This window comes from Achromobacter sp. ACM04, from assembly GCF_014851465.1.
GTDB lineage: Bacteria > Pseudomonadota > Gammaproteobacteria > Burkholderiales > Burkholderiaceae_B > Achromobacter > Achromobacter aegrifaciens.
Window position 1 is genome coordinate 673,197 of the sequence record NZ_JACUZS010000003.1, and the last position, 26,996, is coordinate 700,192.

The 26,996-nt window shown below is 66.2% G+C and carries 26 protein-coding genes; 16 read left to right on the top strand and 10 right to left on the bottom strand.

The genetic code is table 11. The annotated features are described in order from the left end of the window. Window positions 1-34 precede the first annotated feature (34 nt). The 12 genes from acpP to IB259_RS19515 all read left to right on the top strand — a co-directional run bounded on the left by acpP (window position 35) and on the right by IB259_RS19515 (window position 11,975). Window positions 35-274, top strand: coding sequence for an acyl carrier protein (gene acpP / locus IB259_RS19460; RefSeq protein ID WP_003813816.1), 240 nt, complete (start codon window positions 35-37; stop codon window positions 272-274). A 192-nt stretch (window positions 275-466) separates the two neighbouring features. After that, window positions 467-1,696 carry a beta-ketoacyl-ACP synthase II gene (fabF, locus tag IB259_RS19465; RefSeq protein ID WP_054450616.1) on the top strand — a complete coding sequence of 410 codons (1,230 nt, stop codon included), beginning with the start codon at window positions 467-469 and terminating at the stop codon, window positions 1,694-1,696. 492 nt (window positions 1,697-2,188) lie between these two features. Next, a complete protein-coding gene (gene rpoE / locus IB259_RS19470) occupies window positions 2,189-2,788 on the top strand; it encodes an RNA polymerase sigma factor RpoE (protein WP_006389292.1) in 600 nt (199 codons plus the stop codon). A 12-nt stretch (window positions 2,789-2,800) separates the two neighbouring features. Continuing rightward, window positions 2,801-3,307, top strand: a complete 507-nt coding sequence (locus IB259_RS19475) for a sigma-E factor negative regulatory protein (RefSeq protein ID WP_054450617.1) — start codon at window positions 2,801-2,803, stop codon at window positions 3,305-3,307. After that, entirely contained in the window at window positions 3,307-4,389 is a 1,083-nt protein-coding gene (locus IB259_RS19480; protein ID WP_054450619.1) for a MucB/RseB C-terminal domain-containing protein, read from the top strand. The genes IB259_RS19475 and IB259_RS19480 overlap by 1 nt, the downstream gene beginning before the upstream one ends. 40 nt (window positions 4,390-4,429) lie before the next feature. After that, on the top strand, window positions 4,430-5,917 hold the full coding sequence (locus IB259_RS19485) for a DegQ family serine endoprotease (protein ID WP_054450621.1): 1,488 nt from the start codon (window positions 4,430-4,432) through the stop codon (window positions 5,915-5,917). A 199-nt stretch (window positions 5,918-6,116) separates the two neighbouring features. After that, on the top strand, window positions 6,117-7,910 hold the full coding sequence (gene lepA / locus IB259_RS19490) for a translation elongation factor 4 (RefSeq protein WP_054450623.1): 1,794 nt from the start codon (window positions 6,117-6,119) through the stop codon (window positions 7,908-7,910). Between the two features lie 22 nt (window positions 7,911-7,932). Beyond that, window positions 7,933-8,817, top strand: a complete 885-nt coding sequence (gene lepB / locus IB259_RS19495) for a signal peptidase I (protein ID WP_054450625.1) — start codon at window positions 7,933-7,935, stop codon at window positions 8,815-8,817. Between the two features lie 2 nt (window positions 8,818-8,819). Beyond that, window positions 8,820-9,581, top strand: a complete 762-nt coding sequence (gene rnc / locus IB259_RS19500; RefSeq protein ID WP_054450627.1) for a ribonuclease III — start codon at window positions 8,820-8,822, stop codon at window positions 9,579-9,581. After that, window positions 9,578-10,468 carry a GTPase Era gene (era, locus tag IB259_RS19505; RefSeq protein ID WP_054450629.1) on the top strand — a complete coding sequence of 297 codons (891 nt, stop codon included), beginning with the start codon at window positions 9,578-9,580 and terminating at the stop codon, window positions 10,466-10,468. Before rnc ends, era begins: the two co-directional genes overlap by 4 nt. Next, window positions 10,461-11,048, top strand: coding sequence for a DNA repair protein RecO (gene recO, locus IB259_RS19510; RefSeq protein WP_054450631.1), 588 nt, complete (start codon window positions 10,461-10,463; stop codon window positions 11,046-11,048). The genes era and recO overlap by 8 nt, the downstream gene beginning before the upstream one ends. Before the next feature lie 18 nt (window positions 11,049-11,066). Further along, window positions 11,067-11,975: a LysR family transcriptional regulator gene (locus tag IB259_RS19515; protein ID WP_054450632.1), complete on the top strand. Its 909-nt coding sequence runs from the start codon at window positions 11,067-11,069 to the stop codon at window positions 11,973-11,975. A gap of 24 nt (window positions 11,976-11,999) precedes the next feature. Here the strand turns inward: IB259_RS19515 and IB259_RS19520 are convergent, their stop codons facing one another. The 9 genes from IB259_RS19520 to IB259_RS19560 all read right to left on the bottom strand — a co-directional run bounded on the left by IB259_RS19520 (window position 12,000) and on the right by IB259_RS19560 (window position 20,792). Then, complete coding sequence (locus IB259_RS19520) at window positions 12,000-13,097, bottom strand: pyridoxal-phosphate dependent enzyme (protein WP_054450634.1); 1,098 nt, start codon at window positions 13,095-13,097, stop codon at window positions 12,000-12,002. Between the two features lie 3 nt (window positions 13,098-13,100). Next, entirely contained in the window at window positions 13,101-14,081 is a 981-nt protein-coding gene (locus IB259_RS19525; protein WP_192329933.1) for a succinylglutamate desuccinylase/aspartoacylase family protein, read from the bottom strand. 31 nt (window positions 14,082-14,112) lie between these two features. Then, window positions 14,113-15,075 carry a tripartite tricarboxylate transporter substrate binding protein gene (locus tag IB259_RS19530; RefSeq protein ID WP_192329935.1) on the bottom strand — a complete coding sequence of 321 codons (963 nt, stop codon included), beginning with the start codon at window positions 15,073-15,075 and terminating at the stop codon, window positions 14,113-14,115. 90 nt (window positions 15,076-15,165) lie between these two features. Further along, window positions 15,166-16,455: an NTP/NDP exchange transporter gene (locus IB259_RS19535; RefSeq protein WP_192329937.1), complete on the bottom strand. Its 1,290-nt coding sequence runs from the start codon at window positions 16,453-16,455 to the stop codon at window positions 15,166-15,168. A gap of 4 nt (window positions 16,456-16,459) precedes the next feature. After that, window positions 16,460-17,377 carry an aldo/keto reductase gene (locus IB259_RS19540; RefSeq protein WP_192329939.1) on the bottom strand — a complete coding sequence of 306 codons (918 nt, stop codon included), beginning with the start codon at window positions 17,375-17,377 and terminating at the stop codon, window positions 16,460-16,462. A gap of 133 nt (window positions 17,378-17,510) precedes the next feature. Beyond that, window positions 17,511-18,221 (bottom strand): Bax inhibitor-1/YccA family protein, encoded by a 711-nt coding sequence (locus IB259_RS19545; RefSeq protein WP_054450644.1) that lies wholly within the window; start codon window positions 18,219-18,221, stop codon window positions 17,511-17,513. 130 nt (window positions 18,222-18,351) lie between these two features. Further along, a complete protein-coding gene (locus IB259_RS19550) occupies window positions 18,352-18,750 on the bottom strand; it encodes a hypothetical protein (protein ID WP_192329941.1) in 399 nt (132 codons plus the stop codon). 46 nt (window positions 18,751-18,796) lie between these two features. Then, on the bottom strand, window positions 18,797-19,261 hold the full coding sequence (locus IB259_RS19555) for a DNA polymerase III subunit chi (protein ID WP_119450966.1): 465 nt from the start codon (window positions 19,259-19,261) through the stop codon (window positions 18,797-18,799). A gap of 22 nt (window positions 19,262-19,283) precedes the next feature. Next, window positions 19,284-20,792: a leucyl aminopeptidase gene (locus IB259_RS19560; RefSeq protein WP_054450650.1), complete on the bottom strand. Its 1,509-nt coding sequence runs from the start codon at window positions 20,790-20,792 to the stop codon at window positions 19,284-19,286. A gap of 57 nt (window positions 20,793-20,849) precedes the next feature. On the opposite strand from IB259_RS19560, the gene lptF reads away from it, so the two are divergent. Further along, on the top strand, window positions 20,850-21,953 hold the full coding sequence (gene lptF / locus IB259_RS19565; RefSeq protein ID WP_054450652.1) for an LPS export ABC transporter permease LptF: 1,104 nt from the start codon (window positions 20,850-20,852) through the stop codon (window positions 21,951-21,953). Window positions 21,954-22,004: 51 nt separating this feature from the next. Here lptF and IB259_RS19570 read toward each other — a convergent pair whose 3' ends face one another. Beyond that, window positions 22,005-22,925, bottom strand: coding sequence for a LysR family transcriptional regulator (locus tag IB259_RS19570; protein WP_054450654.1), 921 nt, complete (start codon window positions 22,923-22,925; stop codon window positions 22,005-22,007). 223 nt (window positions 22,926-23,148) lie between these two features. Here IB259_RS19570 and IB259_RS19575 point away from each other — a divergent pair, with 223 nt between their 5' ends. The 3 genes from IB259_RS19575 to IB259_RS19585 all read left to right on the top strand — a co-directional run bounded on the left by IB259_RS19575 (window position 23,149) and on the right by IB259_RS19585 (window position 26,992). Then, window positions 23,149-24,366 carry an ABC transporter substrate-binding protein gene (locus tag IB259_RS19575; RefSeq protein ID WP_054450656.1) on the top strand — a complete coding sequence of 406 codons (1,218 nt, stop codon included), beginning with the start codon at window positions 23,149-23,151 and terminating at the stop codon, window positions 24,364-24,366. A gap of 93 nt (window positions 24,367-24,459) precedes the next feature. Next, complete coding sequence (locus IB259_RS19580) at window positions 24,460-25,953, top strand: CoA-acylating methylmalonate-semialdehyde dehydrogenase (protein WP_054450658.1); 1,494 nt, start codon at window positions 24,460-24,462, stop codon at window positions 25,951-25,953. A gap of 94 nt (window positions 25,954-26,047) precedes the next feature. Then, on the top strand, window positions 26,048-26,992 hold the full coding sequence (locus IB259_RS19585; RefSeq protein WP_054450660.1) for a CysB family HTH-type transcriptional regulator: 945 nt from the start codon (window positions 26,048-26,050) through the stop codon (window positions 26,990-26,992). Window positions 26,993-26,996: the final 4 nt, after the last annotated feature.

Below are 26,996 nucleotides of genomic sequence, written 5' to 3' on the forward strand. Positions count from 1 at the left end.
TAATTCGCGGGATTTTTCCCAATTGGAGATCTGCATGGAAAGCATCGAACAGCGCGTCAAGAAGATCGTCGCTGAACAACTTGGCGTCAACGAAGCCGAGATCAAGAACGAATCCTCCTTCCTTGACGACCTCGGTGCCGATTCGCTCGACATGGTCGAACTGGTCATGGCGCTCGAAGACGAATTCGAGACCGAGATCCCCGACGAAGAGGCCGAAAAGATCACGACCGTGCAACAAGCGATTGACTACATCAATTCGCACGGCAAGCAGTAAGCTGGGCTTTTACCCTTCTGGTTGCCTCGCGACGTCCGTCGCAGCCAGCCGGAAAATCGGGGCGGTTTCAGGAATTTGCCGTGCGGTCCGCATGCGGGAAGGGCGTAGTAATGCCCGACCCGCTTTCGCGTGGGCCGCACGTGCAGCGCATCCCGAAAACCGCCTTTCTTTTGTCTGTTTGAGGAGTCATCCGTGAAGCGACGTGTCGTCATCACTGGCCTGGGTATCGTTTCTCCCGTCGGGAACGACTTGACCACCGCTTGGGACAATATCGTCAACGGACGTTCTGGCATCAGCCGCATCACCCGTTTCGATCCCTCGGCCATCACCACGCATATTGCCGGCGAAGTCAAAGACTTCGACATCAGCACCTATATCTCGGCCAAGGAAGCCCGCCAGATGGATACCTTCATCCATTACGGCCTGGCCGCCGGGATGCAGGCATGGCGCGACAGCGGCCTGGAAGTCACCGAAGCCAACGCGGAACGCATCGGCGTGATCGTGGGCTCGGGCATCGGCGGTCTGCCGCGCATCGAGGAAACGCAGGTTGAATACCTGGCCAAGGGTCCGCGCCGCATTTCGCCGTTCTTCGTGCCGGGTTCGCTGATCAACCTGATCTCCGGTCATTTGTCCATCGCATATGGCATGAAGGGCCCGAGCTACGCGGTCGTGTCGGCCTGCACCACCGGCCTGCATTGCATCGGCGACGCTGCGCGTCTGATCGAGTACGGCGATGCCGACGTCATGGTTGCCGGCGGCGCCGAGTCCACCGTGTCGCCGCTGGGCATCGGCGGTTTTGCCGCGATGCGCGCCTTGTCGACCCGCAATGACGATCCTCAGACGGCTTCGCGTCCCTGGGACCGCGATCGCGACGGCTTCGTGCTGGGCGAGGGTGCGGGCGTACTGGTGCTGGAAGAGTACGAACACGCCAAGAAGCGCGGCGCGCGCATCTACGGCGAGTTCGTGGGCTACGGCATGAGTTCCGATGCGCACCACATCACGGCTCCAGACAAGGACGGTCCGCGTCGCGGCATCGTGAATGCGCTGCGCAACGGCGGCCTGAACCTCGAAGACGTGCAGTACGTCAACGCGCATGGCACCTCGACGCCCCTGGGCGACAAGAACGAAACCGACGCCTTGAAGCTGGCTTTCGGCGATCACGCCAAGAAGCTGGTGGTCAATTCGACCAAGTCCATGACCGGGCACCTGCTTGGCGCGGCCGGTGGCATCGAGGCGGTGTTCACCACCCTGGCGGTCTACAACCAGGTGTCGCCGCCCACGATCAACATCTTCAATCAAGATCCGGAATGCGATCTGGATTACTGCGCCAATGAGGCGCGGCAGATGAAGATCGATGTCGGCCTGTCCAACTCGTTCGGCTTCGGCGGCACCAACGGCTCGATGGCCGTTCGCCGGGTCTGATTTGGAAGAGGCGCTCGGGGAACGCTGGGCGTTTCGCGTGCCCGTCAGGCGGCCAGGAAGCGCCACGGCGCTTTTTGGCCTGGCGCTGGCCGCGGCTGGCGCCAGCGTGCTGACGGCGGCGTCCTGGCACGGCATGGCATGGGCAGCGGGCGCGGCGATTGCGCTCCTGCTTGTGCTGGCCGGGCTGTTACACTCGGCACGGAGCAGCCTGTCCCCCGTATCCGCGTTGCGCGCGGCAGCCGGGGCAGGGAGCTGGCAGGTACGCCTGCCGCAAGGCTGGCAGGACGCAAGGCTGTTGCGAGAACAGCGTGGTCCCCGCTGGCTGACGCTCACTTTGCAGCCCTTGTCCACCGGGAGTACGGCCTTTACCAACAGCACAATCACCCTCACCGTCTGGCAGCGGACGTTGCGCCCCGAGTCCTGGCGGCGCCTGTGCCTGCTGGCCGGCGCGGCGCGGCCTGCCCGTCCGGCGCCCAGCCTGCGGGAGGCGTCATGAGCGAGCGCGAAGTCGACGCCGAGCTTGTCGCGCGCGTCCAGCGGGGCGACAAGAAGGCTTTCGACCTGCTGGTGCTCAAGTACCAGCGCAAGATTCTCCGTCTGCTGGCCCGCATGATCCGCGACCCCGCGGAAATCGAGGACGTGGCCCAGGAGGCTTTCATCAAGGCCTACCGCGCCTTGCCCCAATTCCGTGGGGAGAGCGCCTTTTACACCTGGTTGTATCGGATCGCCATCAACACGGCGCGCAACTGGCTGGCCTCGCAGGGCCGGCGTCCCAGCGCGCCCAATGCGATAGAAACGGAAGACGGTGAAACTTTTAACGAAACCGACAACCTAACCGATATAAGCACGCCGGAATCCATGGTCGCCAGCCGCGAAATCGCCGAGACGGTGAACGCGGCTATTGAGGAATTGCCGGAAGAATTGCGTACCGCAATTGTCCTGCGTGAAATCGAAGGTATGAGTTACGAAGACATCGCCCAGAGCATGGATTGCCCGATAGGTACGGTGCGTTCCCGCATTTTTCGTGCGCGTGAAGCTATCGCCACCAAGTTGCGTCCGTTGCTAGGCACCGATGCCGAGCGTCGCTGGTAAGGAGTGGCAGTCATGCAAACAGCAGCCAAATCCGTTGTGATCGCCGAGTCCTCCTGGGAGGAGTCGGTTTCCGCCTGGATGGACGGAGAGGAATCCGACGACATCTTTCCCGGCTTGTTGTCCCGCGAGGGGCGCGAGACCTGGGACACCTATCATCTGATCGGTGATTCCCTGCGCAACGCCGATCTGGCGCTGACCCCCAGCGCGGCCTTCCAGGCCCGCCTGGCACGGGCGCTGGACGCGGAATTGCCCATCGTTGCGGCGCCTCGGCGCCGCTCGCCATTGCGGGTCGGCCTGTCCGGCCTGGCGGTGGCCGCTGCCGTGGCGACCGTCGCCTGGGTGGCGCAGCCTTACCTGACCGGCGAACCGGCGACCGAAGTCCGGGTACTGGCCGATGCCAGCTCGCCCGCCGCGGCAGCCGACGATTCGGGCTTGCGCGACTACCTGGAAGCGCATCGCCAGATGGCTGGCCCGAGCGCCGTGCGCCAGGTGTCCTTTGACACCGGGGTGGGGCGCTGATGGCGTTGGTGCTTCCATCGCGCTGGCCGGTGCTGGGCCGGGCCGCCACGCTGCAGGCCCACCGCGCCGGCTGGTTTGCCGCCACGCTTTTGACCGCTTTCCTGGCTGCGCACGAACCCGCGCGCGCGGCCGATGCCGCGCCTGCCGTCACCGATGACGTGGTCCAGCTGCTGACCCGCATCCAACAAGCCGCCCGCAAGCAGGACTACGCGGGCGTCTTCATGTACCAGCAGGGCGAAACGATCCAGTCCTCGCGCCTGGTGCACGTGGTGGACGGCACCGGTGAACGCGAACGCCTGGAAATCCTCGACGGCCAGCCCCGCGAGTACCTGCGTCACAACGAAGACGTGCAGTGTCTGCTGCCCGAGCGCAAGACCGTGTTGCTGGAGCGCCGCCGAGGCGACCGCTTCCCCGGTCTGCTGCTGGGCGACGCGGCCAACCTGTCCGAGCACTACAAGATCCACGCCGAGTCCGCGCTGCACCGCGTGGCCGGGCGCGAATGCCGCCTGATCACGATCGAGCCGCTGGACAAGCTGCGCTACGGCTACCGGCTGTGCGCGGACGTCGAAACCAATCTGCTGCTCAAGGCCCAGACGCTGAACGCCGCCCGCGGCGTGGTCGAGCAGGTGTCCTTCACCTCGCTGCGGCTGGGCTCGGAAGTCGATCCCCAGTTGCTGAGCTCGCGCTGGAGCACGCGCGACTGGAAGGTGCTGGAACCCTCGATGAAACCGGTGGATCTGGCTGCCCAGGGGTGGCGCATCCCGGCGCCCAAGGGCTTCAAGGCCGTCATGCAGGTGGCCCGTTCGATGGGGAAGGGCATTACGGTCAACCAGATGGTATTGTCCGACGGACTGGCGGCCATTTCCGTGTTCATCGAACCCTACGACAGCCAGCGCGGCCACCGTCCTCCCCACGGCGCCGCGCAGCGCGGGGCGATCACGGTCTATGGCACGCGCATCGCTGATTTCTGGCTGACCGCCGTGGGCGAAGTGCCCATCGCGACGCTGGAGCAGCTGGCGCAAGCCACTGAATATGTGCCCGCCGCGCCTGCGGCAGCAGCCCCCGGGGCCGAATCCAAGTGATCGGCCGGGTGTGGCAAGCAGCAATTTCGGAGTAACACTTATGAAAGCAATGACAGTGTCGAATGCTTTTTTCCGGCGCTTTCTGGTGGCGGCCGCGGCCAGCGTCATGTTGGCCGGCGCCTATGTGCCTGCCGCCGTCGCCCAGGCGCCGACGGTGACGCTGCCTGATTTCACTAGCATTGTCGAAAAGGCCGACCCCGCGGTCGTCAACATCCGCACCACGGCCACGGTGCCGGTGCGCGGCATGGGCCCCGGCGGCGGCAACGATCCCTATGAACTGTTCCGCTGGTTCTTCGGCCCCGAATTCCAGCCGCCCGGCGGCGGCGCTCAGCCCGGCCCCTCGCCGCGTCAGCGTCCGCAGCCATCCCAGCCCGAAGAGCGCACCGTGCCGCGCGGCGTGGGTTCCGGCTTCTTCATTTCCGATGACGGCTACATCCTGACCAACAACCACGTGGTGGTGGACGCGACGGACATCTACGTCACGCTGACCGACGGCCGCGAGTTCAAGGCCAAGGTCATCGGCACGGACGAGCGCACCGACGTGGCGCTGATCAAGATCGAAGCCAAGGACATGACCCCGCTGGTGATCGGCGATCCCAAGAAGCTGAAGAAGGGGCAGTGGGTGCTGGCCATCGGTTCGCCGTTCGGCCTGGATTCCACCGTGACCTCCGGCATCGTCAGCGCCATCGGCCGCGATACCGGCGAATACCTGCCGTTCATCCAGACCGACGTGGCGGTCAACCCGGGCAACTCGGGCGGTCCGCTGATCAACCTGCAAGGCGAGGTGGTGGGCATCAATTCCCAGATCATTTCGCGCAGCGGCGGCTTCATGGGCATTTCGCTGGCCATTCCGATCGACGAAGCCATGCGCGTGGTGGACCAGTTGCGCGCTACCGGCAAGGTCACGCGCGGCCGCGTCGGCGTGCAGATCGGCGAAGTGGGCAAGGACGTGGCCGAAGCCATCGGCCTGCCCAAGGCCGAAGGCGCGTTGGTCAGCAGCGTGGAAGCCGATGGTCCTGCCGAGCAGGCAGGCGTGCAGCCGGGCGACGTGATCCTCAAGTTCAACGGCGAACCCATCAAGCGTTGGTCCGACCTGCCCCGCATCGTGGGCGAAACCAAGCCGGGCACGCGCGCCGACATGGAAGTGTGGCGCAAGGGCAAGAACCTGACGCTGACGGTCAAGGTGGGCGAGATCCCGACCGAGAAGGCCGCGGGCGCCAGCAAGAAGGGCGCGCCGCCAGTCCCGGAAGTCACCAATGCGCTGGGTCTGGGCGTGGTCGACGTGCCGGCCGACGTGCAGAAGAAGCTGCGCATCAAGGGCGGCGTCCAGGTCAAGGTGGCCGAAGGCGCTGCGGCCAAGGCCGGCCTGCAGGAAGGCGACATCGTGTTGGCCCTGAACGACACCGACGTCACGGGCGCCAAGCAGTTCGGCGAACTCGTGGCCAAGCTGGACAAGGGCCGCGCCGCAGGGTTGCTGGTGCGCCGCGGCGACCAGACGCAGTGGGTGGCGGTGCCGGCATCGAAGTAATGCCGGGCCCGTCTTCCGAGTCCGCAGAAAAAAGGCGCAAGACCGGCTAAAATGCCTGGTTGCCGCAAGAGGGGGCGCATGGCGCCCCCTTGTTTTGCCCGGGCCAGGCCCGTTGGCACCCTCCTCGTCAGCCGTGCGTATTCCGGCGGCGGTGTCTTCCGGCCCAGTGCCGAGTGTTCCGTCCCTTATAACTTCAAGCATGCAGCATATTCGCAACTTCTCCATCATTGCCCACATCGATCACGGCAAATCGACCCTGGCCGATCGCCTGATCCAGCGCTGCGGCGGATTGGCGGATCGCGAGATGTCGGCGCAGGTCCTCGATTCCATGGAAATCGAACGCGAGCGCGGCATCACCATCAAGGCCCAGACCGCGGCCCTGCACTACAAGGCGCAGGACGGCAAGGTCTACAACCTGAACCTGATCGACACCCCGGGGCACGTGGACTTCTCGTATGAAGTCAGCCGCTCCCTGTCGGCCTGCGAAGGCGCGCTGCTGGTGGTGGACGCTTCGCAGGGCGTGGAAGCGCAGACCGTGGCCAACTGCTACACCGCCATCGAGCTGGGCGTGGAAGTGCTGCCCGTGCTGAACAAGATGGACCTGCCGCAGGCTGATCCCGACAGCGCCCGCCAGGAAGTCGAGGATGTGATCGGCATCGACGCCTCGCAGGCGGTGCTGGCCAGCGCCAAGACCGGCATGGGCATCGATGAGATCCTGGAAATGGTCGTGGCCCGCGTGCCGCCGCCCAAGGGCGATCCCGACGCGCCGCTGCAGGCCCTCATCATCGATTCGTGGTTCGACAACTACGTGGGCGTGGTGATGCTGGTGCGCATCATCAACGGCGTGCTCAAGCCCAAGGACAAGATCCTGCTGATGGCGTCCGGCGCCACCCACCTTTGCGAGCAGACCGGCGTGTTCACGCCGAAGTCGCAACAGCGTCCGCATCTGTCGGCGGGCGAAGTGGGCTTCATCATCGCCGGCATCAAGCAGCTGGAAGACGCCAAGGTGGGCGATACCGTCACGTTGGCCAACAAGCCTGCAGCCGAACCGCTGCCCGGCTTCAAGGAAGTGAAGCCGCAGGTGTTCGCGGGCCTGTACCCCGTGGAAAGCTCCGAATACGACCAGCTGCGCGATTCGCTTGAAAAGCTCAAGCTGAACGACGCCGCGCTGATGTTCGAGCCGGAAGTGTCGCAGGCGCTGGGCTTCGGTTTCCGTTGCGGCTTCCTGGGTCTTTTGCACATGGAAATCGTGCAGGAGCGCCTGGAGCGCGAATTCGACATGGACATCATCACCACCGCGCCGTCGGTGGTGTACGAGGTCGAACAGCGCGACGGTTCCGTGATCACCGTGGAAAGCCCGTCGCGCATGCCGGAAATCGGCAAGATCGCCGACATCCGCGAACCCATCGTGAAGGTCACGCTGTTCATGCCGCAGGACTACGTGGGTCCTGTCATGACGCTGTGCAATAACAAGCGCGGCGTGCAGGTCAACATGAGCTACCACGGCCGCCAGGTGCACCTGGTGTACGAGATCCCGCTGGCCGAGATCGTGCTGGACTTCTTCGACAAGCTGAAGTCGGTGTCGCGCGGCTACGCTTCGATGGACTACGAGTTCCTGGAGTACCGCTCGGCCGACGTGGTGCGCGTGGACCTGCTGATCAACAACGACCGCGTCGACGCGCTGGCCGTGATCGTCCACCGCAGCAACGCGCGCCATCGCGCCCGCGACGTGGTCACGCGCATGCGCGGCCTGATTCCGCGCCAGATGTTCGACGTGGTGATCCAGGCCGCCATCGGCGCCGAAATCATCGCGCGTGAAAACGTCAAGGCGCTGCGCAAGAACGTGCTGGCCAAGTGCTACGGCGGCGACATCTCGCGCAAGAAGAAGCTGCTGGAAAAGCAGAAGGCCGGCAAGAAGCGCATGAAGCAGGTGGGTAGCGTGGAAATTCCGCAGGAGGCGTTCCTGGCCATCCTGCAAGTGGAAGACAAATAGAACCCGAAAAGGCGGTTAGCTGATGAGTTGGAACTTTGCCCTGATTCTTTTTGTTTTGCTGGTGTTGACCGGCATTATCTGGGTGCTTGATCTGGCAGTGCTGCGCAAGGGCCGCGAACGCCGGGCCCAGGCGGCAATGGCGCAATACGATACGGCCCTGGTCGGCGACGCCCAGGAAGCCGAGCGCCTGCGCCGCGAAGCCGGCGACGCCGCGCGCCGCATGCCGTGGTGGATCGAATACGCCGTCAGCTTCTTCCCCGTCATCCTGTTCGTGTTCATGCTGCGCTCGTTCGTGGTCGAGCCGTTCCGCATTCCGTCGGGCTCGATGCTGCCGACCCTGCAATCGGGCGATCTGATCCTGGTGAACAAGTTCAGCTACGGCCTGCGCCTGCCGGTCATCGACAAGAAGATCATCGAGGTGGGCAAGCCCCAGCGCGGCGACGTGTTCGTGTTCCGCTACCCCGTGGATCCGGACGTTGACTACATCAAGCGCGTGGTCGGCCTGCCGGGCGACGAGGTCGCCTACCTGGACAAAAAGCTCTACATCAACGGCGAATTGGTGCCGCATGAGCGCGACGGCGACTACTTCGAGCCGGATCGTGTGTCATATATTGCGCAATATAAAGAGAAGTTGGGCGACGTTGAGCACAAAATCCTGCTGGATGAGGGCAAGCCGCAGGAGTATGGCCCGATGTGGCAATTTCCCAACCGCCAGAACTGCCAATACAGCCGTAATGGGGTACGCTGCAAAGTACCCGAGGGGCAGTTTTTCGCCATGGGCGATAATCGGGATAACAGCGCCGACAGCCGATACTGGGGCTTCGTACCGGAAGCCAATATCGTCGGCCGCGCGTTCTTCATCTGGATGAATTTCAGCGATCTCAGCCGCATCGGCCGGTTCAACTGATTATGTCGCTAGCCACGCTAGAAAACCGCCTGGATCACCACTTCAGTGATTCGGCATTGCTCGAACAGGCGCTGACGCACCGCAGCCACGGTGCGCGCCACAACGAGCGCCTGGAATTCCTTGGGGATTCCGTGCTGAACTTTGTCGTTGCGGCGATGCTGTTCGAGCGTTATTCCAAAATCGACGAAGGCGATCTGTCGCGCCTGCGCGCCAATCTGGTCAAGCAGGCCTCGCTGGCGGATATCGCCCAGCGGCTGGAACTGTCGCAATACCTGCGTCTGGGCGAAGGCGAATTGAAGAGCGGCGGTTTCCGCCGGCCTTCCATCCTGGCGGACACGGTCGAAGCCCTGTTCGGCGCCGTGTTCCTGGACGCGGGTTTCGACGCCGCCCGTCGCGTGATCGTGCGCCAGTACCAGCCGGTGCTGGCTTCGGTCGATCCCAAGACCCTGGGCAAGGACGCCAAGACCTTGCTGCAGGAATTCCTGCAGGGCCGCAAGCTGGCGCTGCCGGTGTACACGGTGGTGGCCACGCATGGCGCGGCCCATAGCCAGCAGTTCGAAGTCGAGTGCGCCATTCCGGCGCTCGAGATCAAGGTGATGGCGCCCGGCGCCAGCCGCCGCGCCGCCGAGCAATCGGCGGCCAAGCTGGCGCTGGAGGCCGCGTTGGCCGTCAGCCCGGCGACCAAGGCTGCCCGCAAGTCGGGCAAGGCGCGCAAAACCGCGCAATTGTCGCTGCCGGTGGCAGTGGCTCAAGAGACTAAATGAGCGATACCCCTTTTCGTACCGGCTTCGTCGCCATCGTGGGCCGCCCCAACGTGGGCAAGTCCACCCTGACGAACGCCCTGATCGGTTCCAAGATTTCCATCGTGTCGCGCAAGGCGCAGACCACGCGCCACCGCATCCACGGTGTGTTGACGCGCGAGCACGAGCAGTTCGTATTCGTCGATACGCCGGGTTTCCAGACCCGCCATGGCGGCGCCATGAACCGCATGATGAACCGCGTGGTCACGCAGGCCCTGGCCGACGTGGACGTGGTGGTGCATGTGGTGGAAGCCGGCAAATGGTCCGAGGGCGACGCCAAGCTGCTGCCGCTTTTGCCCGCGCCGGAACGCACCATCCTGGTCGTCTCCAAGATCGACGCACTGAAGAACCGCGACGACCTGTTCGCCTTCGTGTCCAAGATCATGGCGCTGCATCCGTTCGGCGCCGTGGTGCCCGTCAGCGCCACCAAGAACCAGCAGCTGGATCAGCTGTTGCAAGAAATCGCGTCGCGCCTGCCGGAAGGCGAGCCGATGTTCGAGGAAGACACGCTGACCGACCGCCCCATGCGCTTCATCGCCGCCGAACTGGTGCGCGAGAAGATCTTCCGCCTGGTTGGCGACGAACTGCCTTACGGCTGTACCGTCGTCATCGAGCAATGGGAAGAGACCAGCAAGGGCGCCAGCATCAATGCCTGCGTGGTGGTCGAGCGCGACAGCCACAAGCCCATCCTGTTGGGCGCGGGCGGCATGCACATGAAGCGCATCGCCACGGAGGCGCGGCAGGACATCGCCAAGCTGCTGGACAAGCCGGTGCACCTGGAGGTCTACATCAAGGTGCGCAAGGGCTGGTCCGACCGCGAGGGTGCGCTCCGCGATCTGGGCTATGAGTAGACGGGCGCCTCGCGTCCAGGATCGCCCCGGATACATGTTGCACGCCACCGCGTGGCGTGAAACCTCCCTCATCGTTCAGACTTTCTCACGCGATCACGGTTGTGTGGCCATGGTCGCCAAGGGCGCGAAGCGCCCGTATTCCGTCCTGCGTCCCGTGTTGTCCGCGTTCCAGCCGCTGCTGCTGTCGTGGACCGGCAATGGCGAGGTCAAGACGCTGACGCGCGCCGAGATCGCGGGCATCCGGCCGCTGACCGGCACCGCGCTGATGTCGGCCTGGTATATGAACGAACTGCTGCTGCGGCTGCTACCGCGCGAAGACGCCCATCCGCTGTTGTTCGACGCCTACGACTTCGCCTTGCAGCAGTTGTCCGGCGGCACCCGCGCCGCGGGCGCGCTGCGCCGCTTCGAATGGACGCTGCTGCGCGAAACCGGTTATGGCGTGGACGAGGATCCTCCCGATTTCGACGACCCGGCGATCGAGCCGGCCCTGCGCCGCGACCTGCGCGAACGGCTGGCCGAAATCCTGGCGGGCCGTCCCTTGTCGACCCGCCGCGTGTTGCTGGACCTGCAACGCATCTGAGCGCAGCGCGATCCGGCCATGACCTTCACGCTCAAGCAGGTCGAGACCTTCCGCACCGTCTATGAAACGGAAAGCGTCACCGCCGCTGCCAGACGGCTGGACGTGTCGCCCGCCACCGTCAGCGCGACCCTGGCCGCGCTCGAAGCCAGCATCGAGCTGCGTCTGTTCGAGCGCGTACGCCAGCGCATGCAGCGCACGCCCGAGGCGACCCTGCTGTATGAAGAAATCCGCCGCCTGAACGTCGGGCTGGAAAGCCTGGGCCGCAAGATCCGCGCCATCCGCGGCGCGGCGCAGCCACGGCTGCGCATCGGCTGCATCCATGCCTATAGCGGCGCCATCATCAGCGACACTATTGCTCGCTTTCGCGAGCGCTATCCTGATACCGGCCTGTATCTGCAGATCCGGGATTCCAATACCTTGCGCGACATGGTGGTGTCGGGCGAGCTGGACCTGGCAGCTGTGGCCGACGAATCCGAACTCGAAGGCTTGCGCGGCCACCGGCTGGCCAGTTTGCGCGCCGTGGCGGTTTTTCCCAAGGGGCATCCGCTGGCGCGGCTGGAGCAAGTGGATTTTTCGCACCTGGCCGACGCCGACGTGATCGCGCTGAACGCCGAGGACGGCTCGCGCAAGCGCCTGGACGCGCTGTTGGCGCAAGCGGGGCAGAGCCTGAAGGTGGCCATCGAGACGCCTTATTCCAGCACCGTGTGCCAACTGGCGCTGGCGGGGCATGGCGTGGGCATCGCCAACCCGGCCACGGCAGTCGGCATGGCGGCGGCGGGCCTGTGCTATCGCCCGCTGGCCGCGCCGGTGCATTTCGAATGCCACATGATCCTGCATGGCAGCCGCCCCTTGTCCGAGGCGGGCAAGTTCTGGGCGACCTGCCTGCGCGGCGCGTTGGCGCCGCTGGTGGAAAGCTTTGGCGTCTAGCGCGCCGAAGCCGGCCCCGGGGCGCTAGCCGCGGCGCCCGTCCGAGGTCACGATCAACACCACGGACGACTCCGCATCCAACAAGCCCGAGCGCCGCAGCCGCGACACGGCAGCCAGCGCCGCGGCCGATGACAGCTCGGTCGCCAGGCCAATGCGTTCCAGCCGCTGCTGCGCTTGCGCGGCCGCGGCGTCCGAGATCTCCACCGGCGTGCCGCCGGAACGCGTCAAGGCTTCCAGCGATTGCAGCGTGCTGGTGCTGCCCGCGATCGAATACTGGTCCGTCACGCCGTCCCATTGCTTGCGCGCGTCGCCCGTGGCGCGCGCGCGCGACAGGCGGGCGTACGGCTCCACCGCATGCAGGCGCGGAAGGCGCGCGATGCGGCCGGTTTGCAGCAGATGCTGCCAACCCAGGAAGATGCCCCACAGCAGATCGCCGCGCGCGGTGGGCACCACGATGTCGCTGGGCACGCCGCAGCTTTCCAGGATCTCCTGCGCGATGGGCTTGTAGCCTTCCACGCCGTAGGGGTGGGTGCCCACGGGCGGATTCAGATAGTTCGTGCCGGCGAAGGCGCCGTGGTTGCGACACAGGTCCTCGACATGGGGCCAGCGGCTCAGGCTGTCCTCGAAGGCGGTCAGCCGGGCGCCGAAGCGCTGCATGGCCTCGCGCTGCAAGGGCGGGCAGTTGGTGGTGATGGCGATGTCGGCTTCCAGCCGCGCGGCGGCGCAATAGGCGGCCAGCGAGACGCCGGCATTGCCGCTGGAGGCGGCCGCCACGCGGGTGGCGCCGGCCAGGCGCGCGCGCGACACCAGTTGGGCCGCCATGCGGTCCTTGTGGCTGCCGGTGGGGTTGGCGCTTTCGCATTTCAGCCAGAGCTGGCCCACGCCTTCAGTCTGCGCCAGCGCGGGCGCCGCGAGGCAGGGAGTGGCGCCTTCGCCCAGCGTGACGGCGTCCAGCACCGGCAGGGGCATGGCGCCGTCGGCCGAGGGTTCGTACAGGCATTCCAGGCTGGCGGGGTGGCCGGCTTCCAGGCAGCTGGGGCAGCCTTCGGGGTAATCGGCCGGCGGCCACAGGCTGGCGCAACGGATGCAGCGCAGGCCGGACAAGCTAGGGTTCATCTGCATGGGTCAATACTTCGAGGCAAGGGAATCGAGGGGAAGGGCGGGCGCGACTTGCAGCAGGCAATCGCCGTCGTCGCTGCGGGCGATGGCGCGCAGGCACACGACAGTGCCGGCCTGCGGACTGGTCAGCGCGCGCGGCGCCATGTCGGGTCGGGCGGGTTCCAGCAGTTGGCCGATGCGCTGGCGCGCATTGACCAGTTGTCCCAGTTCGACAGCGGGCACGAACACGCCAGCCTCGCTGGCGCGCAGGGTGGCGGCGGGAGCGTCCAGGTCATAGAGGCGGACCTCGGGGCGGCGCGCGGGCGGGCGGTCGGGCAGGAGACCGAGCTCGCCCAGGCAGCCCAGCAGGCCGTCGCGGCAGCGGTCGACCAGCGCCTGGCTGGTTTCGCGGCCGCCCCCGATCTCGGCGCTCAGGCGCAGCACCTCATGGCGGCTGGCGGCGGCCGGCATGGAGCCGGACTCCGTGCCGCGGAAGTACATGCAATCGGGCAGCCCGAAGGCTCGCGCCAGGGCGGGCAGGCGTTCGTCGTAGGCGTCGTCGCCGTAGCGCGTGATGACCGACGAGGGCAGGTAGCGCAGCGACGCGCCGCCGCTGTGCACGTCCACCAGCGCCTGTATGCGCGGCAGCAGCCGGGCTTCCAGCGCGGCGGCCACGCTTTCCGTGTAGCCGCGCGCGGGGGCGCCCAGGAAAGCGCGGTTGAGGTTGCCGCCGTCGGACGGCGACAGGCGCGTGCCCGCCAGCGAGGCCTCGGCGTTGGCCGCGGGCAGCAGGTAGACCGTGCCGCGTTGCAGGATGCCGGGCAGCAGGCGCCACAGCTCCAGGATGGCGGCCTGGCCTTCCCATTCGTCGCCATGCACGCCCGCCATCAAGGCAACGGCGGGGCCAGGCCCCGCCTCGATCCGCAGCATCGGTATGGTGACGCGCCGGTAGGCCGACGCGTTGGTCGCCGCGGCGCAGGAAAAGTCCTCGCGGCTTACCGTGGCCATGCGGCGGCTCCTGCTGATGTGACGATCCGGTTCAATCCAGCGTCGTGCCGGCGGCCTTGATGATGCCTTCCCATTTGGGCAGCTCCTTGCGTATCTGGTTCTGTACGTCCTGCGGCGTGCCACCCAGCGGTTCCTGGGAGCGGCTGCGCAGTTCCTTGCTGACGCCGTCCGAGCGCAGCGCAGCGTTCATTGCCGCGTTCAGCCGCGCGATGACCTCGGGCGGGGTGCCGGCGGGCGCGACCAGCGCGCTCCAGGCCGATTGCTCGTAGTCGGGATACCCTTGCTCCGCCACCGTCGGCACGTCCGGATTGGAGGCGGCGCGGGTCTTGGTCGTGACCGCCAGCGCGCGCAAGCGGCCATCCTTCAGGTTGCCGATCAGTGGCGGCAGGTTTTCCATCATGGAATCGACATGGCCGCCCAGCAGGTCGGACAACTGCGCGGCCGTGGCCTTGTACGGGATCTGGCGCACGGCGGCGCCGGTCTGGGCGATGAAGAGCTTGACCCCGACCTCGCTGGTGGTGCCCGGGTCGGCGGAGGTCATCGTCAGGCGCTCCGGCTGGGCGCGGCTGGCCTCGATGAACCCCTTCAGGTCGAGATAGGGCGAGGACGCGTTCACCACGATGACGTTGGGCGTTTCGGCCACCAGCCCGATGGCGGCGATGTCGCGGTCCAGGTCGTAGAGCTGCTGCTTGAACAGGAACCGGTGCAGCACCAGCGTGCCGACGTGGGCATAGCCGATGGTGTAGCCGTCGGCCGGCGCGCGCGCCACGGCCTGGGTGCCGATACGGCCGCCCGCGCCGACGCGGTTCTCCACGACCACGGGCTGGCCCAGCTGGCGGCTCATTTCCTGGCCCACCAGGCGCGCGGTGATGTCGGCGTTGCCGCCCGCTGCGGCCGGCACGATCAGGGTGATGGCGCGTTCCGGATAGGCGGCCAGCGCGGCGGGCGCGGCCAGGCTTAGCAACACGGCGGCAAGACAGGCGGTGCGTTTCATGACGTTTCCCCAGGCATTGAGAGCTGCGCCATTGTGCGGTCGCGGCCTGGGGAATACGTTTGGTTCAATGAGATGGATGTTCAATAAAACCTAAGACCTGTCCGCATTGCGCCGGTCGGCGGTCCGTCCCAGCCCGTGGCCCACGGCGGCGGCCGCCAGCGCGCACAGGGCGCCCAGCGCGGCGATCAGCGCCGGGCCGTAGCCCAGCATGTCCACGCCCGCCTTGACCCAGCCGCTGGCCGCATCGCCCGCGCGGTAGACCACGGTGTCGATGACGTTCTTGGTCTTGTACTTGTCTTCGGGCGAGACTGCGGTGAACAGCATTTCGCGCCCCGGCCGGATCAGCGCGTACTCGCCGACCCGGCGCACGATCATGGCCGCGGCCAGCACGCCGAAGACGGGAAAGGCCGCCAGCGCCAGGAAAGCGGCCGTCATCGTCAGCGGCACGGCGGTCAGCAGGAAGCGCAGCCCCAGACGCGTGGCCACGCGTCCGGTGATGAAGAGCTGCGACAGCAGCGACAGCGCCTGCACCGTGAAGTCCAGCGCGCTGAAGACCCGGATGCGCTGGGCCGTGTCGGTAAAGGCATGCGCCACCAGCCGCGCCTGCTCCATGTAGAGAAACGTGTTGAGCGTGGCCAGCAGGATCACCAGCAGCGAAATCCCCAGCAGGTAAGGTGACTGGAAGATGCGCGAGAGGCCGGCCAGGATCGAACCTTCCAGCGGTCGGCGCATGTCGTCCGAGGCCGCATCATCGCGGTGGGCCGCGCGCCAGCGCAGCAGCCAGCGCTTGAGGGGCAGGGTGGCGGTCAACAGCAGCGCCGACAGCAGCAACAGGCCGGCCGGACCGAGCGCGCCGGCCAGCAGGCCGCCCAACAGCGGGCCTGCCAGCCCGCCGGCGCTGGCGCCCGCGGCAATCAGCGCGAACAGGCGTTTGGCGGACTCCATGCGGAATACGTCGGCCATCAGGCTCCAGGCGATGGAGACCACGAACAGGTTGAAGACCGACAGCCAGACGTAGAAGCTGCGCGCCGCCCAGACGCTGCCGGGGCGCAGATGGAGCAGGGCGGCGAAGCCGGCCATGCTGAGCGCGAAGGCGGCATAGACCCAGGTCACCAGCATGGCGCGCGGCACGCGCGCCGACAGCCAGCCGAACAGCGGCACCACGGCCAGCATGGCGATGAAGGTCGCGGTGAACAGCCATTGCAGATGGTCGACGCCCGCCTGGATGCCCATGGTCTCGCGTATCGGCCGCAGCATGAAATAGCCGCAGAACAGAAAGAAGAAAAACGCGAAGCCGCAGGCTGCCGGCGCCAGTTCTTCCTGCGGAATGCCCAAGGCCTGCGCGGCGCGGCCTGGCAAGCTGCCGGGGGCGGACGCCATGGCGTCAGGCCAGCAACGCGGCGATGCGTTCCCGCATGGCGGCGTCCGGCAGCGGCCCGAAGCCGGCCTGCGCGTTGTCCGCCATGTTGGCCGGCTTGGAAGTGGCGGGAATGACGGCGGTGACCGCGGGATGGCCGATGATGAACTTCAGGAAGATCTGCGCCCAGGATCCGCAATCGATCTCGGCGGCCAGCTCGGGCAGCGCCATCCCCTTGACCCGGCGGAACAGCGCGCCGTCCTGGAACGGGCGGTTGATCAGCACCGCGACGCCGTGGGCCTGGCAGGCGGGCAACAGGCGTTTTTCGGCGCTGCGGTCGGCTACGGACAGGTTGATCTGCAGGAAATCGGGCTTTTCGCGTTCGACCAGTTCGGTCAGTTCGTCGTGGGCATGGTCGGTGTAGTGCGTGATGCCCAGATAGCGGATCACGCCTTGCTGCTTCAGTTCGCGCAGCAGCGCCAGCTGGTTGGCGGTGTCGATCAGGTTGTGCACCTGGACCAGGTCGAGCTTGTCGCTGCCCAGCGCCTGTTGCGATTGGCGCACCTGGCGCATGGCTGACTCGTGGCCCTGCGTGCTGATCTTGGTCGCCAGGAAGGTCCTGGCCCGCACGCCGCCGTCGCGCGCCAGCAGCGCGCCGGTGACCGCTTCCGCCTGCCCGTAGCTGGGCGCGGTGTCGATCAGCTTGCCGCCCTTCTGCAGCAGCGTATCCAGCACCTGCGCCAGCGGCGCCATGGCGGCCTTGTCGGCGGGGGACACGTTGAAGGTGTCGGCGGTGCCCAGGCCGATCACAGGCAGCGCCTCGCCGGAGGCGGGTATGTTCCGCCTGTGCATGGGAGTTACCACGCTGAGGGCGCGGGCCGTCCAGGCCGGCCCGGTCAGGGCGGCGGCGGCAGCGGTCTGGAGGAAGCGGCGGCGGTCGGGCATGGCGTGGCTCCAGCGGGAAAGGGCGCCCGGGAGGGGCAAAGAAAAGGGCCTACACGTGAATGCAGGCCCAAGGTAAAAAAAAAGAGCCCACACGTGAATGTAGGCTCTTTGTGCCGGTTTGGCAGCGTTGCGATTACTCGCGGTTGCCGCCGAAGATGCCCAGCAGCATCAGCAGGTTCGAGAAGACGTTGTAGACGTCCAGGTAGATGGCCAGCGTGGCGGACACGTAGTTGGTTTCGCCGCCGTTGACCACGCGCTGCAGGTCGACCAGCATGAAGGCCGAGAAGATGACGATGGCCAGGACCGAGATGGTCAGCATCAGCGCGGGCAGTTGCAGGAAGATGTTGGCCAGGGCCGCCACCAGGATCACGACCGCGCCGATGAACAGGAATTTCTGCAATCCCGACAGGTCGCGCTTGATGGTGGTGGCCAGCGTGGCCATCGTGCCGAACACGATCGCGGTGCCGCCGAAGGCCGTCATGACCAGCTGCGAGCCGTTGCTCATGCCCATGACGAAGCCCAGCAGGCGCGACAGCATCACGCCCATGAAGAACGTGAAGGCCAGCAGCAGGACCACGCCCAGCGAGCTGTTCTTGTTCTTTTCGATCGCGAACATCAGGCCGAACGCGCCCACCAGGAACACGATGGCGGACAGGCCGGGGCTTGCGCCCATGATGCGGTTGATGCCGGTGTACATGCCGACGGCCGCGCCCAGCACGGTCGGGATCAGCGAGAGCGCCAAGAGCCAATAGGTGTTGCGCAGCACCTGGTTGCGCGCGACCTCGCCCGGCGCGCCGGCTACGGCGCCGGAACGGTTAAAAGGGGACGGACGATATTCGTTCATTGAGAACTCCTGTGTGCGGCAGAGTAATGGTTGCCTAGAAGGCTTAGATGGGAAGGATACCTTACAGTTCCCTGAAGAATCCAGTTCTGCCTAGGATTAGACCAGAGGCGCGAAATAGGTTCCAGACGGGTCAACCCGGCCTGACGTCCTGCAGCACCCTGGCGACGATGCGCGGCAATTCCGCGTCCATGCGGGCCTGGATCTGTTCGATGGCCTCGGCCAGGGCTTCGCGCATCAGCTGCTCGACCTCGGCCTGAAGGCGGGCGCTCAGGACCGTGGCGTCCGGCGCCGCGGGGGGCGTAGCCAGGACGGCGGCTGCCGGCGGAATGATATCAGGGGACGCATCTGCGTCGTCCGCCACTTCCGTCAGTAGCGGAAAGGCGTCGTCGTCATCACCCTGCGCGCCATCGTCGGCCAGGTCGGTCAACACGGGCATGTCCGCGTCGTGCGGGGACGCCGGCGGGTAGAGCGCGGGCTCGGCCCGCTGGGTCAGGGTAGGGATGCCGGGGTCGGCGTGGCGAGAGGGCATGATGGCTCCCGGGTGATCGAGGTGGCGCGCCGCAAGGCCGGCGCGTTCAGCCGTCCGGCTGCTGGCGGCTGAGGTCGTGGCTTTGCGGCGTGTGGCCCGCGGCCAGGTAGGTCCGCCAGCGCTGGCGGGCGGCCTGCTTGTCGTCGGGGTCGTCCGAGACGATTTCAAGCAGGCGCTCGAAGGCTTCGAAACCCGGAGGGCAGTCGAGGTCCAGGTTCAGCAGCCAGGACGGCTGGGGCTGTCCGCCCTGGCCCGCCGCGGCCGCGGCCTGTTGCGGATCGCCGGCAGTGAGAATTACAGGAGTCTCGCCCGCCAGCGGATCGTTGGCCAGCACGTGCGGCACGAAAGAAGTGTCGTCGAAGGCCCAGAGCATGCGGTCGAACGCGGCCAGCCGGGAGCCATCCCTACAGTACACCACCAACCGCTGCCCTGCCAGGTAGCGCTTGCGCACCACCTGGCAGGCGGTGCGCAAGCGGTCGGGCGCGCCGAAGGCGAAGTCGATGCGCGTCATGCCGGGTTCCGTTGCTGCCGTTTCAAGCCTGGTCCAGCAGGTACTGCATCAGGAGCGGCACGGGGCGGCCGGTGGCGCCCTTGTCCTTGCCACCGCGCCAGGCGGTGCCGGCGATGTCCAGGTGGGCCCAGCGGTACGACGTGGCGAAGCGCGACAGGAAGCAGGCCGCCGTGACCGCGCCCGCCGGAGGACCGCCGATGTTGGCGAGGTCGGCGAAGTTGGACTTGAGCTGTTCCTGGTAGGCGTCGTCCATCGGCATGCGCCATGCGGTGTCCAGCGACTGGCGGCCGGCCGCGGCCAGCGCATCGGCCAGCGCGTCGTCCTTGGAGAACAGGCCGCTATTGACGTTGCCCAGGGCCACCACGCAAGCGCCGGTCAGGGTGGCGATGTCGATCACCGCGGACGGCTTGAAGCGTTCCGCGTAGGTCAGTGCGTCGCACAGCACCAGGCGGCCTTCGGCGTCGGTGTTCAGGATTTCGATGGTCAGGCCAGCCATGCTGGTGACGACGTCGCCCGGCTTGTTGGCCTTGCCGCTGGGCAGGTTTTCGCAAGCCGGGATCAGGCCCACCACGTCCAGCGGCAGCTCCAGTTCGGCCAGGGCGCGGAACGAACCCAGCACGCTGGCGGCGCCGCACATGTCGTACTTCATTTCGTCCATGGTGGCGGCGGGCTTGAGCGAGATGCCGCCGGCATCGAAGGTGATGCCCTTGCCGACCAGCACGATGGGGCCTTGCGCGCCCTTGGCGGTCTTTTTGGCGGCCTTGTTGCCGGCATGGCGCAGGACGATGAAGCGCAGCGCTTCCTCGGAGCCGCGCGCGACCGACAGGAACGAGCCCATGCCCAGCGCTTCGACCTGCTTGCGGTCCAGCACTTCCACCTTCAGCGACTTGAACTCGCGGGCCAGGCGCTTGGCCGTCTCGCCCAGGTAGGTCGGCGTGCAGATATTGCCGGGCAGGTTGCCCAGCGTGCGGGTCAGGTCCATGCCGTTGGCGATGGCGCCGCCTTCGCGCAGGCCCTTCTGGGCCTGGGCCGCGTCAGCGCGCTCGACGACCTGGACGATCTTCTTGAGCTTGGGACGGGCGTCGCGGTCGGGCTTGCCGAAGCTGGCGTCGTAATGATAGGTGGCGTTGCCGGCTGCGATGGCGGCGCTGCGGGCGCGCGCGATGACAGCCACGTCGGCGATCGGATTGGCGACCAGCGTGGACACGCCTTCAGCCAGCTGCGCCGATACGCAAGCCGCGGCGAAGGCCTGCTCGGCCGAGGCGTGGGCGCGGGCAGAATATTCTTCCTGCTTGCCCAGGCCCACCAGCACCACACGCTGCGCGGACACGCCGGGCAGGTTGCGCAGGGTCAGCGTGGAGCCGGCGCGGCCGCGGAACTCGGCCTTGACCACCGAACGCACCGCGCCATTGGAAGCGCGGTCGATGAGATCGGCGGCGGGGCTCAACACGCCTTCCGCATAGACCCCGACGGCCAGGGCGGCGGTCTTGACTTGGTGCAGGGAAGCAGTGGTCTGTGTGCTAAATTCCATGAGGGTTTCCCGTGTACGTCTGTGTAGAATGCGGTCGATTATCCCGCATATTCTCCCATGTCTCTATTCAAACGCTCTGTCGTCAGCGAGATCACCAGTCACGCTGGCGTTGTCTTTTCCACGTTGCTCATCGTATGGCTCAGCGTGTTGCTCGTGCGCCTGCTCGGTGAAGCAGCGGGCGGCAACATCGGGGCGGACGTCGTGGTGGTGCTGGCCGCGCTGTCGACCATCACCGCATTGCCGACCATTCTCGCGGTCTCCGTCTTCATTGCGGTCCTCACCACCGTCACGCGCAATTACCGTGAATCGGAAATGGTGGTGTGGTTCGCCAGCGGCCTCTCGCTGGCCGACTGGTTCCGGCCGGTGCTGCGCGTCGCCATCCCCGTGGCGCTGGCGGTGGCGGGGTTGACGCTGGTGGCGGCGCCTTGGGCGTACCGCCAGATCGGCGAATACCACGAACGCTTCGAGCAGCGCTCCGACCTGTCCAAGGTCACGGCCGGCCAGTTCGCGGAATCGTCCGGCGGCAACCGCGTGTTCTTCGCCGAAGATCCGCTGGAGCCCAGCGATGAACTGGGCAACGTATTCGCGCGCGAAAATGGTCCCGAATGGCTCAGCGTGCTGACCGCCAGCAAGGCCCATAGCGAAACCATGCCCAACGGCGACCGCTTCCTGGTGCTGGGCGAAGGCCATCGCTATGACCTGAAGCCGGGCACGCCCGAGATCCGGCTGGTGCACTTCGACAAGTACGGCCTGCGCCTCGAAAGCAAGTCGGGCGGCGATCCCGTGGCCGAAGCGCGCGCCAACGCGGAGCGTTCCGCCAAGGCGCGCACGACCTCGCAATTGATTGCGGACAACACCAATAGCAGCTGGTCGCAAGTGATGTGGCGGGTCTCGTTGCCGCTGGCCGCGCTGAACCTGGCGTTGCTGGCGATTCCGCTGGGCGCCGTCAACCCGCGCCTGGGACGTTCGGGCGACCTGCTCATCGCCGGCCTGGTGGGCCTGCTCTACATGAACCTGATGAACCTGTCGCGCGCCTGGATCTCCAACGGCAAGCTCAGCTTTGGCGTGGGCGTGTGGGCGATCCATGCCTTGGTGGCGATGCTGACGGTCTTTCTGCTGATGCGGCGCTTGCGCGTGAAAGCGCCCAAGAACAGCGCCTGACGCCGGCACATCCAACGCCTTGCGGCCCGCCCAGCGCGGGCCGCGGCTTTTTCAGGGCAGGTACTTCATCGTGCCGCCCTTGCCGGCCAGCAGGTCGGCGTTCTTCAGCACTGACTTGCGAATGAATTCCCACAGGGCCGTCACGCGTTTGAGCTTGCGCAGGTCTTCATGGCAATACATCCAGAACGAGCGCGTGATCTCGACCTCGTCCGCCAGCACGGGCGTGAGCCGCGGGTCCTGCGCGGCGATGAAGCAGGGCAGGATCGCTAGCGACTGGCCCTGCAGCGCGGCGTGGTATTGCGCCACCACGCTGGTGCTGCGCAATACCACCTTGCTGGCGGGCAGCAGATCTTCCAGATAGCGCAGCCGCTCGCTGAACAGCAGTTCGTCGACGTAGCCGATGAAGGTGTGGTCGGCCAGGTCCGCGCGCTCGCGGATTGGCGGATGGCTGGCCAGATAGCCGGGCGTGCCGTACAGGCGCAGCGTGTAGTCGCACAGCTTGCTGCACACATAGGGGCCGCGCTGGGGGCGCTCGATGGTGATGGCCAGGTCGGCTTCGCGCTTGGACAGGCTGACAAAGCGCGGCACCGGCAGGATGTCCAGCGTGATGTGCGGATAGCGCCGCTGGAAGTCCGCCGCCAACGGCGTCAGCACATAGCTGCCGAAGCCCTCGGTGGCGCCGATGCGCAAGTGCCCCGACAGCGCCTGGCCGATGCCCGACAGGTTTTCGCGGGCGGAATGCACCGTGCTCTCCATCTGTTCGGCATGGACGAACAGGCGCTGGCCGTCTTCGGTCAGCACGAAGCCCGCGCCGCGCGACTTTTCGAATAGCAGGGTGTCCAGCTCAGCTTCCAGCGCGCGGATGCGCCGCGACACGGTCGTGTGCTCGACCCCGAGCTTGCGCGCCGCGGCGCTCACCCGCTGGGTGCGGGCCACTTCCAGGAAATATCTCAGGCTGTCCCAATCAAGCACTTTCCGGCTCTCCAGGCCCGGCTGCGCGCTGCGCCGCCGGGCAAATTTTGCTTGTGCATGAATGCACAAGGAATGTGCATTTCTAGTGTTGCTTGTTGATTTTCACACATCTACACTGGGTCGGCGGGCTTGGGGCCTGTCGCCAGGCTCTCCGGGGTCTGAACCCCGGGACCGCAGGCCGCGTAGACGGCGCCATAACGAATAAAACTCAGGAGACAAATCCATGAAATTGCACGCACGCGGGCTGGCCGTAGGCTTGTGTCTGGGCGCCGCATTGGTCGGCCAGGCGCAGGCGGCGGATAAGCCGCCAGTGAAGATCGGCATTCTGACGGACATGTCTGGCACCTACGCCGGCATGGGTGGGCCTGGTTCGGTGGCGGCGGCGCAGTTGGCCATCGACGACTGCCTGGCCGCGGAATGCAAGGGCATGAAGATCGAGCTGGTGTCCGCGGACAACCAGAACAAGGCCGACGTGGGCGCGGCCAAGGCGCGCGAATGGTTCGACCGCGACGGCGTCACCGCCATCGCCGACCTGACCAACTCCGCGGTGGCGCTGGCGGTGCAGGGCATTGCGCGAGAAAAGAACAAGGTGGTGATGTTCTCCGGTCCCGCCACCACGGCGCTGACCAACAAGGAATGCTCGCCGGTGGGATTCCACTGGATGTTCGATACCTACTCGCAGTCCGCGGGCGGCGCCAAGGCCACGGTAAAGGCAGGCGGCAAATCCTGGTACTTCATCACCGTGGACTACGCCTTCGGCCACTCGCTGGAAGCCGACACGGCCAAGGCCGTGCAAGCGCTGGGCGGCACCGTCGCCGGCAGCGTGCGCCATCCCCTGAACGCGCCGGACTTCGCGTCCTACCTGCTGCAGGCGCAGGCCTCCAAGGCCCAGGTCGTGGCGCTGGCCAACGGCGGCCAGGACACGGTCAACGCGGTCAAGCAAGCGCGCGAATTCGGCATCGTGGCCGGCGGCCAGCGCCTGGTCTCGTTGCTGATTTTCCTGTCGGACCTGCGCGCGCTGGGCCTGGAAAGCGCCCAGGGCCTGTCGTACGTGGACGGCTTCTACTGGGATTACGACGACGCCACGCGCCAGTGGTCCGGGCGCTTCGAGAAAGCGTTCCGCGGCCTGAAACCCACCATGACGCAGGCCGGCGTGTACTCCAGCGTGCGGCACTACCTGCGCTCGGTCGCCGCTTCCGGCAGCACCGACGGCAAGGTGGTGGCCGACAAGATGCGCGCGCTGCCCATCGAGGATCCGATCATGCGCAACGCGTCCATCCGTCCCGACGGCCGCGTGATCCACGACATGTACCTGTATGAAGTGAAAAAGCCGTCCGAGTCCAAGGGCGGTTGGGACTATTCCAAGCTGGTGGCCACCATTCCGGCCGCCGAAGCCTTCCAGCCGCTGGCGGATTCGAGCTGCCCGCTGGTCAAGAAGTAAACCCGGGGCGCCGGCAGGCCCTTGCCGCCGGCGCCTCACCATCCATGTATGCGGATTCCATCCGCATCGACCATGCAGTGTGAGGAGCATCAAATGAGTGAAGTCCCCCGCGTTCCGCTATTGATCGGCGGCAAGCTCGTGCAGTCCAAAACCACCGAATGGCGGGACGTGATCAATCCCGCTACCCAGGAGGTCGTTGCCAAGGTGCCCTTCGCCACGCGCGAAGAACTGGACCTGGCCGTCTCCAACGCCAAGGAGGCTTTCAAGACCTGGCGCAACAGCGGGCAGGGCGCTCGCATGCGCGTCATGCTGAAGTTCCAGGAACTGCTGCGCGCCAATACCGGCAAGCTGGCCGAAATGATTACCCGCGAGCACGGCAAGACCCTGCCGGACGCCGAGGGCGAAGTCGGCCGCGGCCTGGAAGTGGTGGAGCACGCATGCTCCATCGCCAACCTGCAACTGGGCGAGTACGCCGAGAATGCCGCTTCCGGCATCGACGTCTATACGCTGATCCAGCCGCTGGGCGTGTGCGCGGGCATCACCGCGTTCAACTTCCCGGTCATGCTGCCTTGCTTCATGTTCCCGATCGCCGTGGCCTGCGGCAACACCTTCATCCTCAAGCCTTCCGAGCAGGATCCGACGTCCTCGCTGTTCCTGGCGCAACTGGCGCTGGAAGCCGGCCTGCCGCCGGGCGTGCTGAACGTGGTGCACGGCGGCCCGGAAACCGCCAACGGCCTGTGCGAACACCCCGACATCAAGGCGGTCTCGTTCATCGGTTCGACCCGCGTCGGCACCGAGATCTACAACCGTGCCTCCGCCGCCGGCAAGCGCTGCCAGTCCATGATGGGCGCCAAGAACCACTGCGTGATCCTGCCGGACGCCGATCCCGAGGTCGCGCTGAACCAGCTGGTGGGCGCCGCCTTCGGCGCGGCCGGCCAACGCTGCATGGCCTCGTCCGTGGCCGTGCTGGTGGGCGAAGCCCGCAACTGGCTGCCTGACTTCGTCGAACGCTCGAAGAAGCTCAAGGTCAATTCCGGCATGGACCGCGAAGCGGATCTCGGCCCTCTCGTTTCGCCCAACGCCAAGAAGCGCGTCGAAAGCCTGATCCAGAAGGGCGTGGACGAAGGCGCCAAGCTGCTGCTGGACGGCCGCAGCCTGAAGGTCGCCGGCTTTGAGCAGGGCAACTTCGTGGGCCCGACGATTTTCGACGGCGTCACCGAAAACATGACCATCTACACCGAGGAAATCTTCGGGCCGGTCCTGTGCGTGGTGGGCGTGGAAACGCTGGAGGACGCGGTTGCGTTCATCAACCGCAATCCCAACGGCAACGGCGTGGCGCTGTTCACCCAGGATGGCGGCGCGGCGCGCTACTTCCAGAACAACATCGACGTCGGCCAGGTCGGCATCAACGTGCCGATCCCGGTGCCGGTGGCCTGGTTCAGCTTCACCGGCTCGCGCGGCTCCAAACTGGGCGACCTGGGCCCCAATGGCAAGCAGGCCGTGCAGTTCTGGACGCAGACCAAGACCGTCACGGCGCGTTGGTCGGCCCATGCCAAGAGCGTGAACACCACGATCTCGATGCGCTGAACTGGGGACGCCTTGCATGTAAGCTTATATAAATAAGTTATATAACAATGCGTCCTTATTACTTATAATTGGCCCGTCTAACAGGGGCCAATTCATGAACCTGCAGCAATTTCGTTTTGTCCGCGAAACCATCCGGCGCGACTTCAACCTGACCGAAGCCGCCCGGATGCTCTATACCTCGCAGCCCGGCGTCTCCAAGGCGATCATCGAGTTCGAGGACGAACTGGGCATCAAGATCTTCGAACGGCACGGCAAGCGCATTAAGGGGCTGACCAAGCCCGGCCTGGCGGTGTCGCAGGTCATCGACCGCATCATGCGCGAAGTGGACAACCTGAAGAAGGTCAGCGACGAGTTCGCGCGCCGCGACGAAGGCGGCCTTGTCATCGCTTGCACCCACACTCAGGCGCGCTATCTGCTGCCGCGCGTGATTCCCGCGTTCCGCAAGCAATTCCCCAAGGTGCACCTGTCGCTGGCCGAAGGCAGCCCGGCGCAACTGGCCGAAATGGTGCTGCATGAGCAGGCCGACCTGGCCCTGGCGACGGAATCGCTGGCCTTGACGCCGGGCCTGGCGACCTTGCCGGTCTATGCCTGGGAACACACCGTGGTGGTGCGCCCGGACCATCCCCTGGCCGAACTGACCTCCAGCGCCGCCAAGCGCCTGTCGCTGGCGCAGCTGGCCGAGTATCCCATCGTGACCTACGACCGCGCCTTCACCGGCCGCAGCACCATCGATGAGATCTTCGCCAACCAGGGTATCCACCCCGACATCGTGCTGGAAGCCATCGACGCCGACGTCATCAAGACCTATGTCGATGTGGGCCTGGGCATTGGCATCATCGCCGGCGTAGCCTACGATCCGCGCCGCGACAGCAACCTGGTGGGCCTGCCGGTGGGCCATCTGTTCGGCACGCATACGACCCGCGTCGGCGTGAAGGCAGGCGTGTTCCTGCGTGACTACGTCTACACCTTCCTGGAGATGCTGGCGCCTTCGCTGACCCGCGCGGTGGTGACCGAAGCGGTGCAGGGCACGCCCAAGTAGGCAT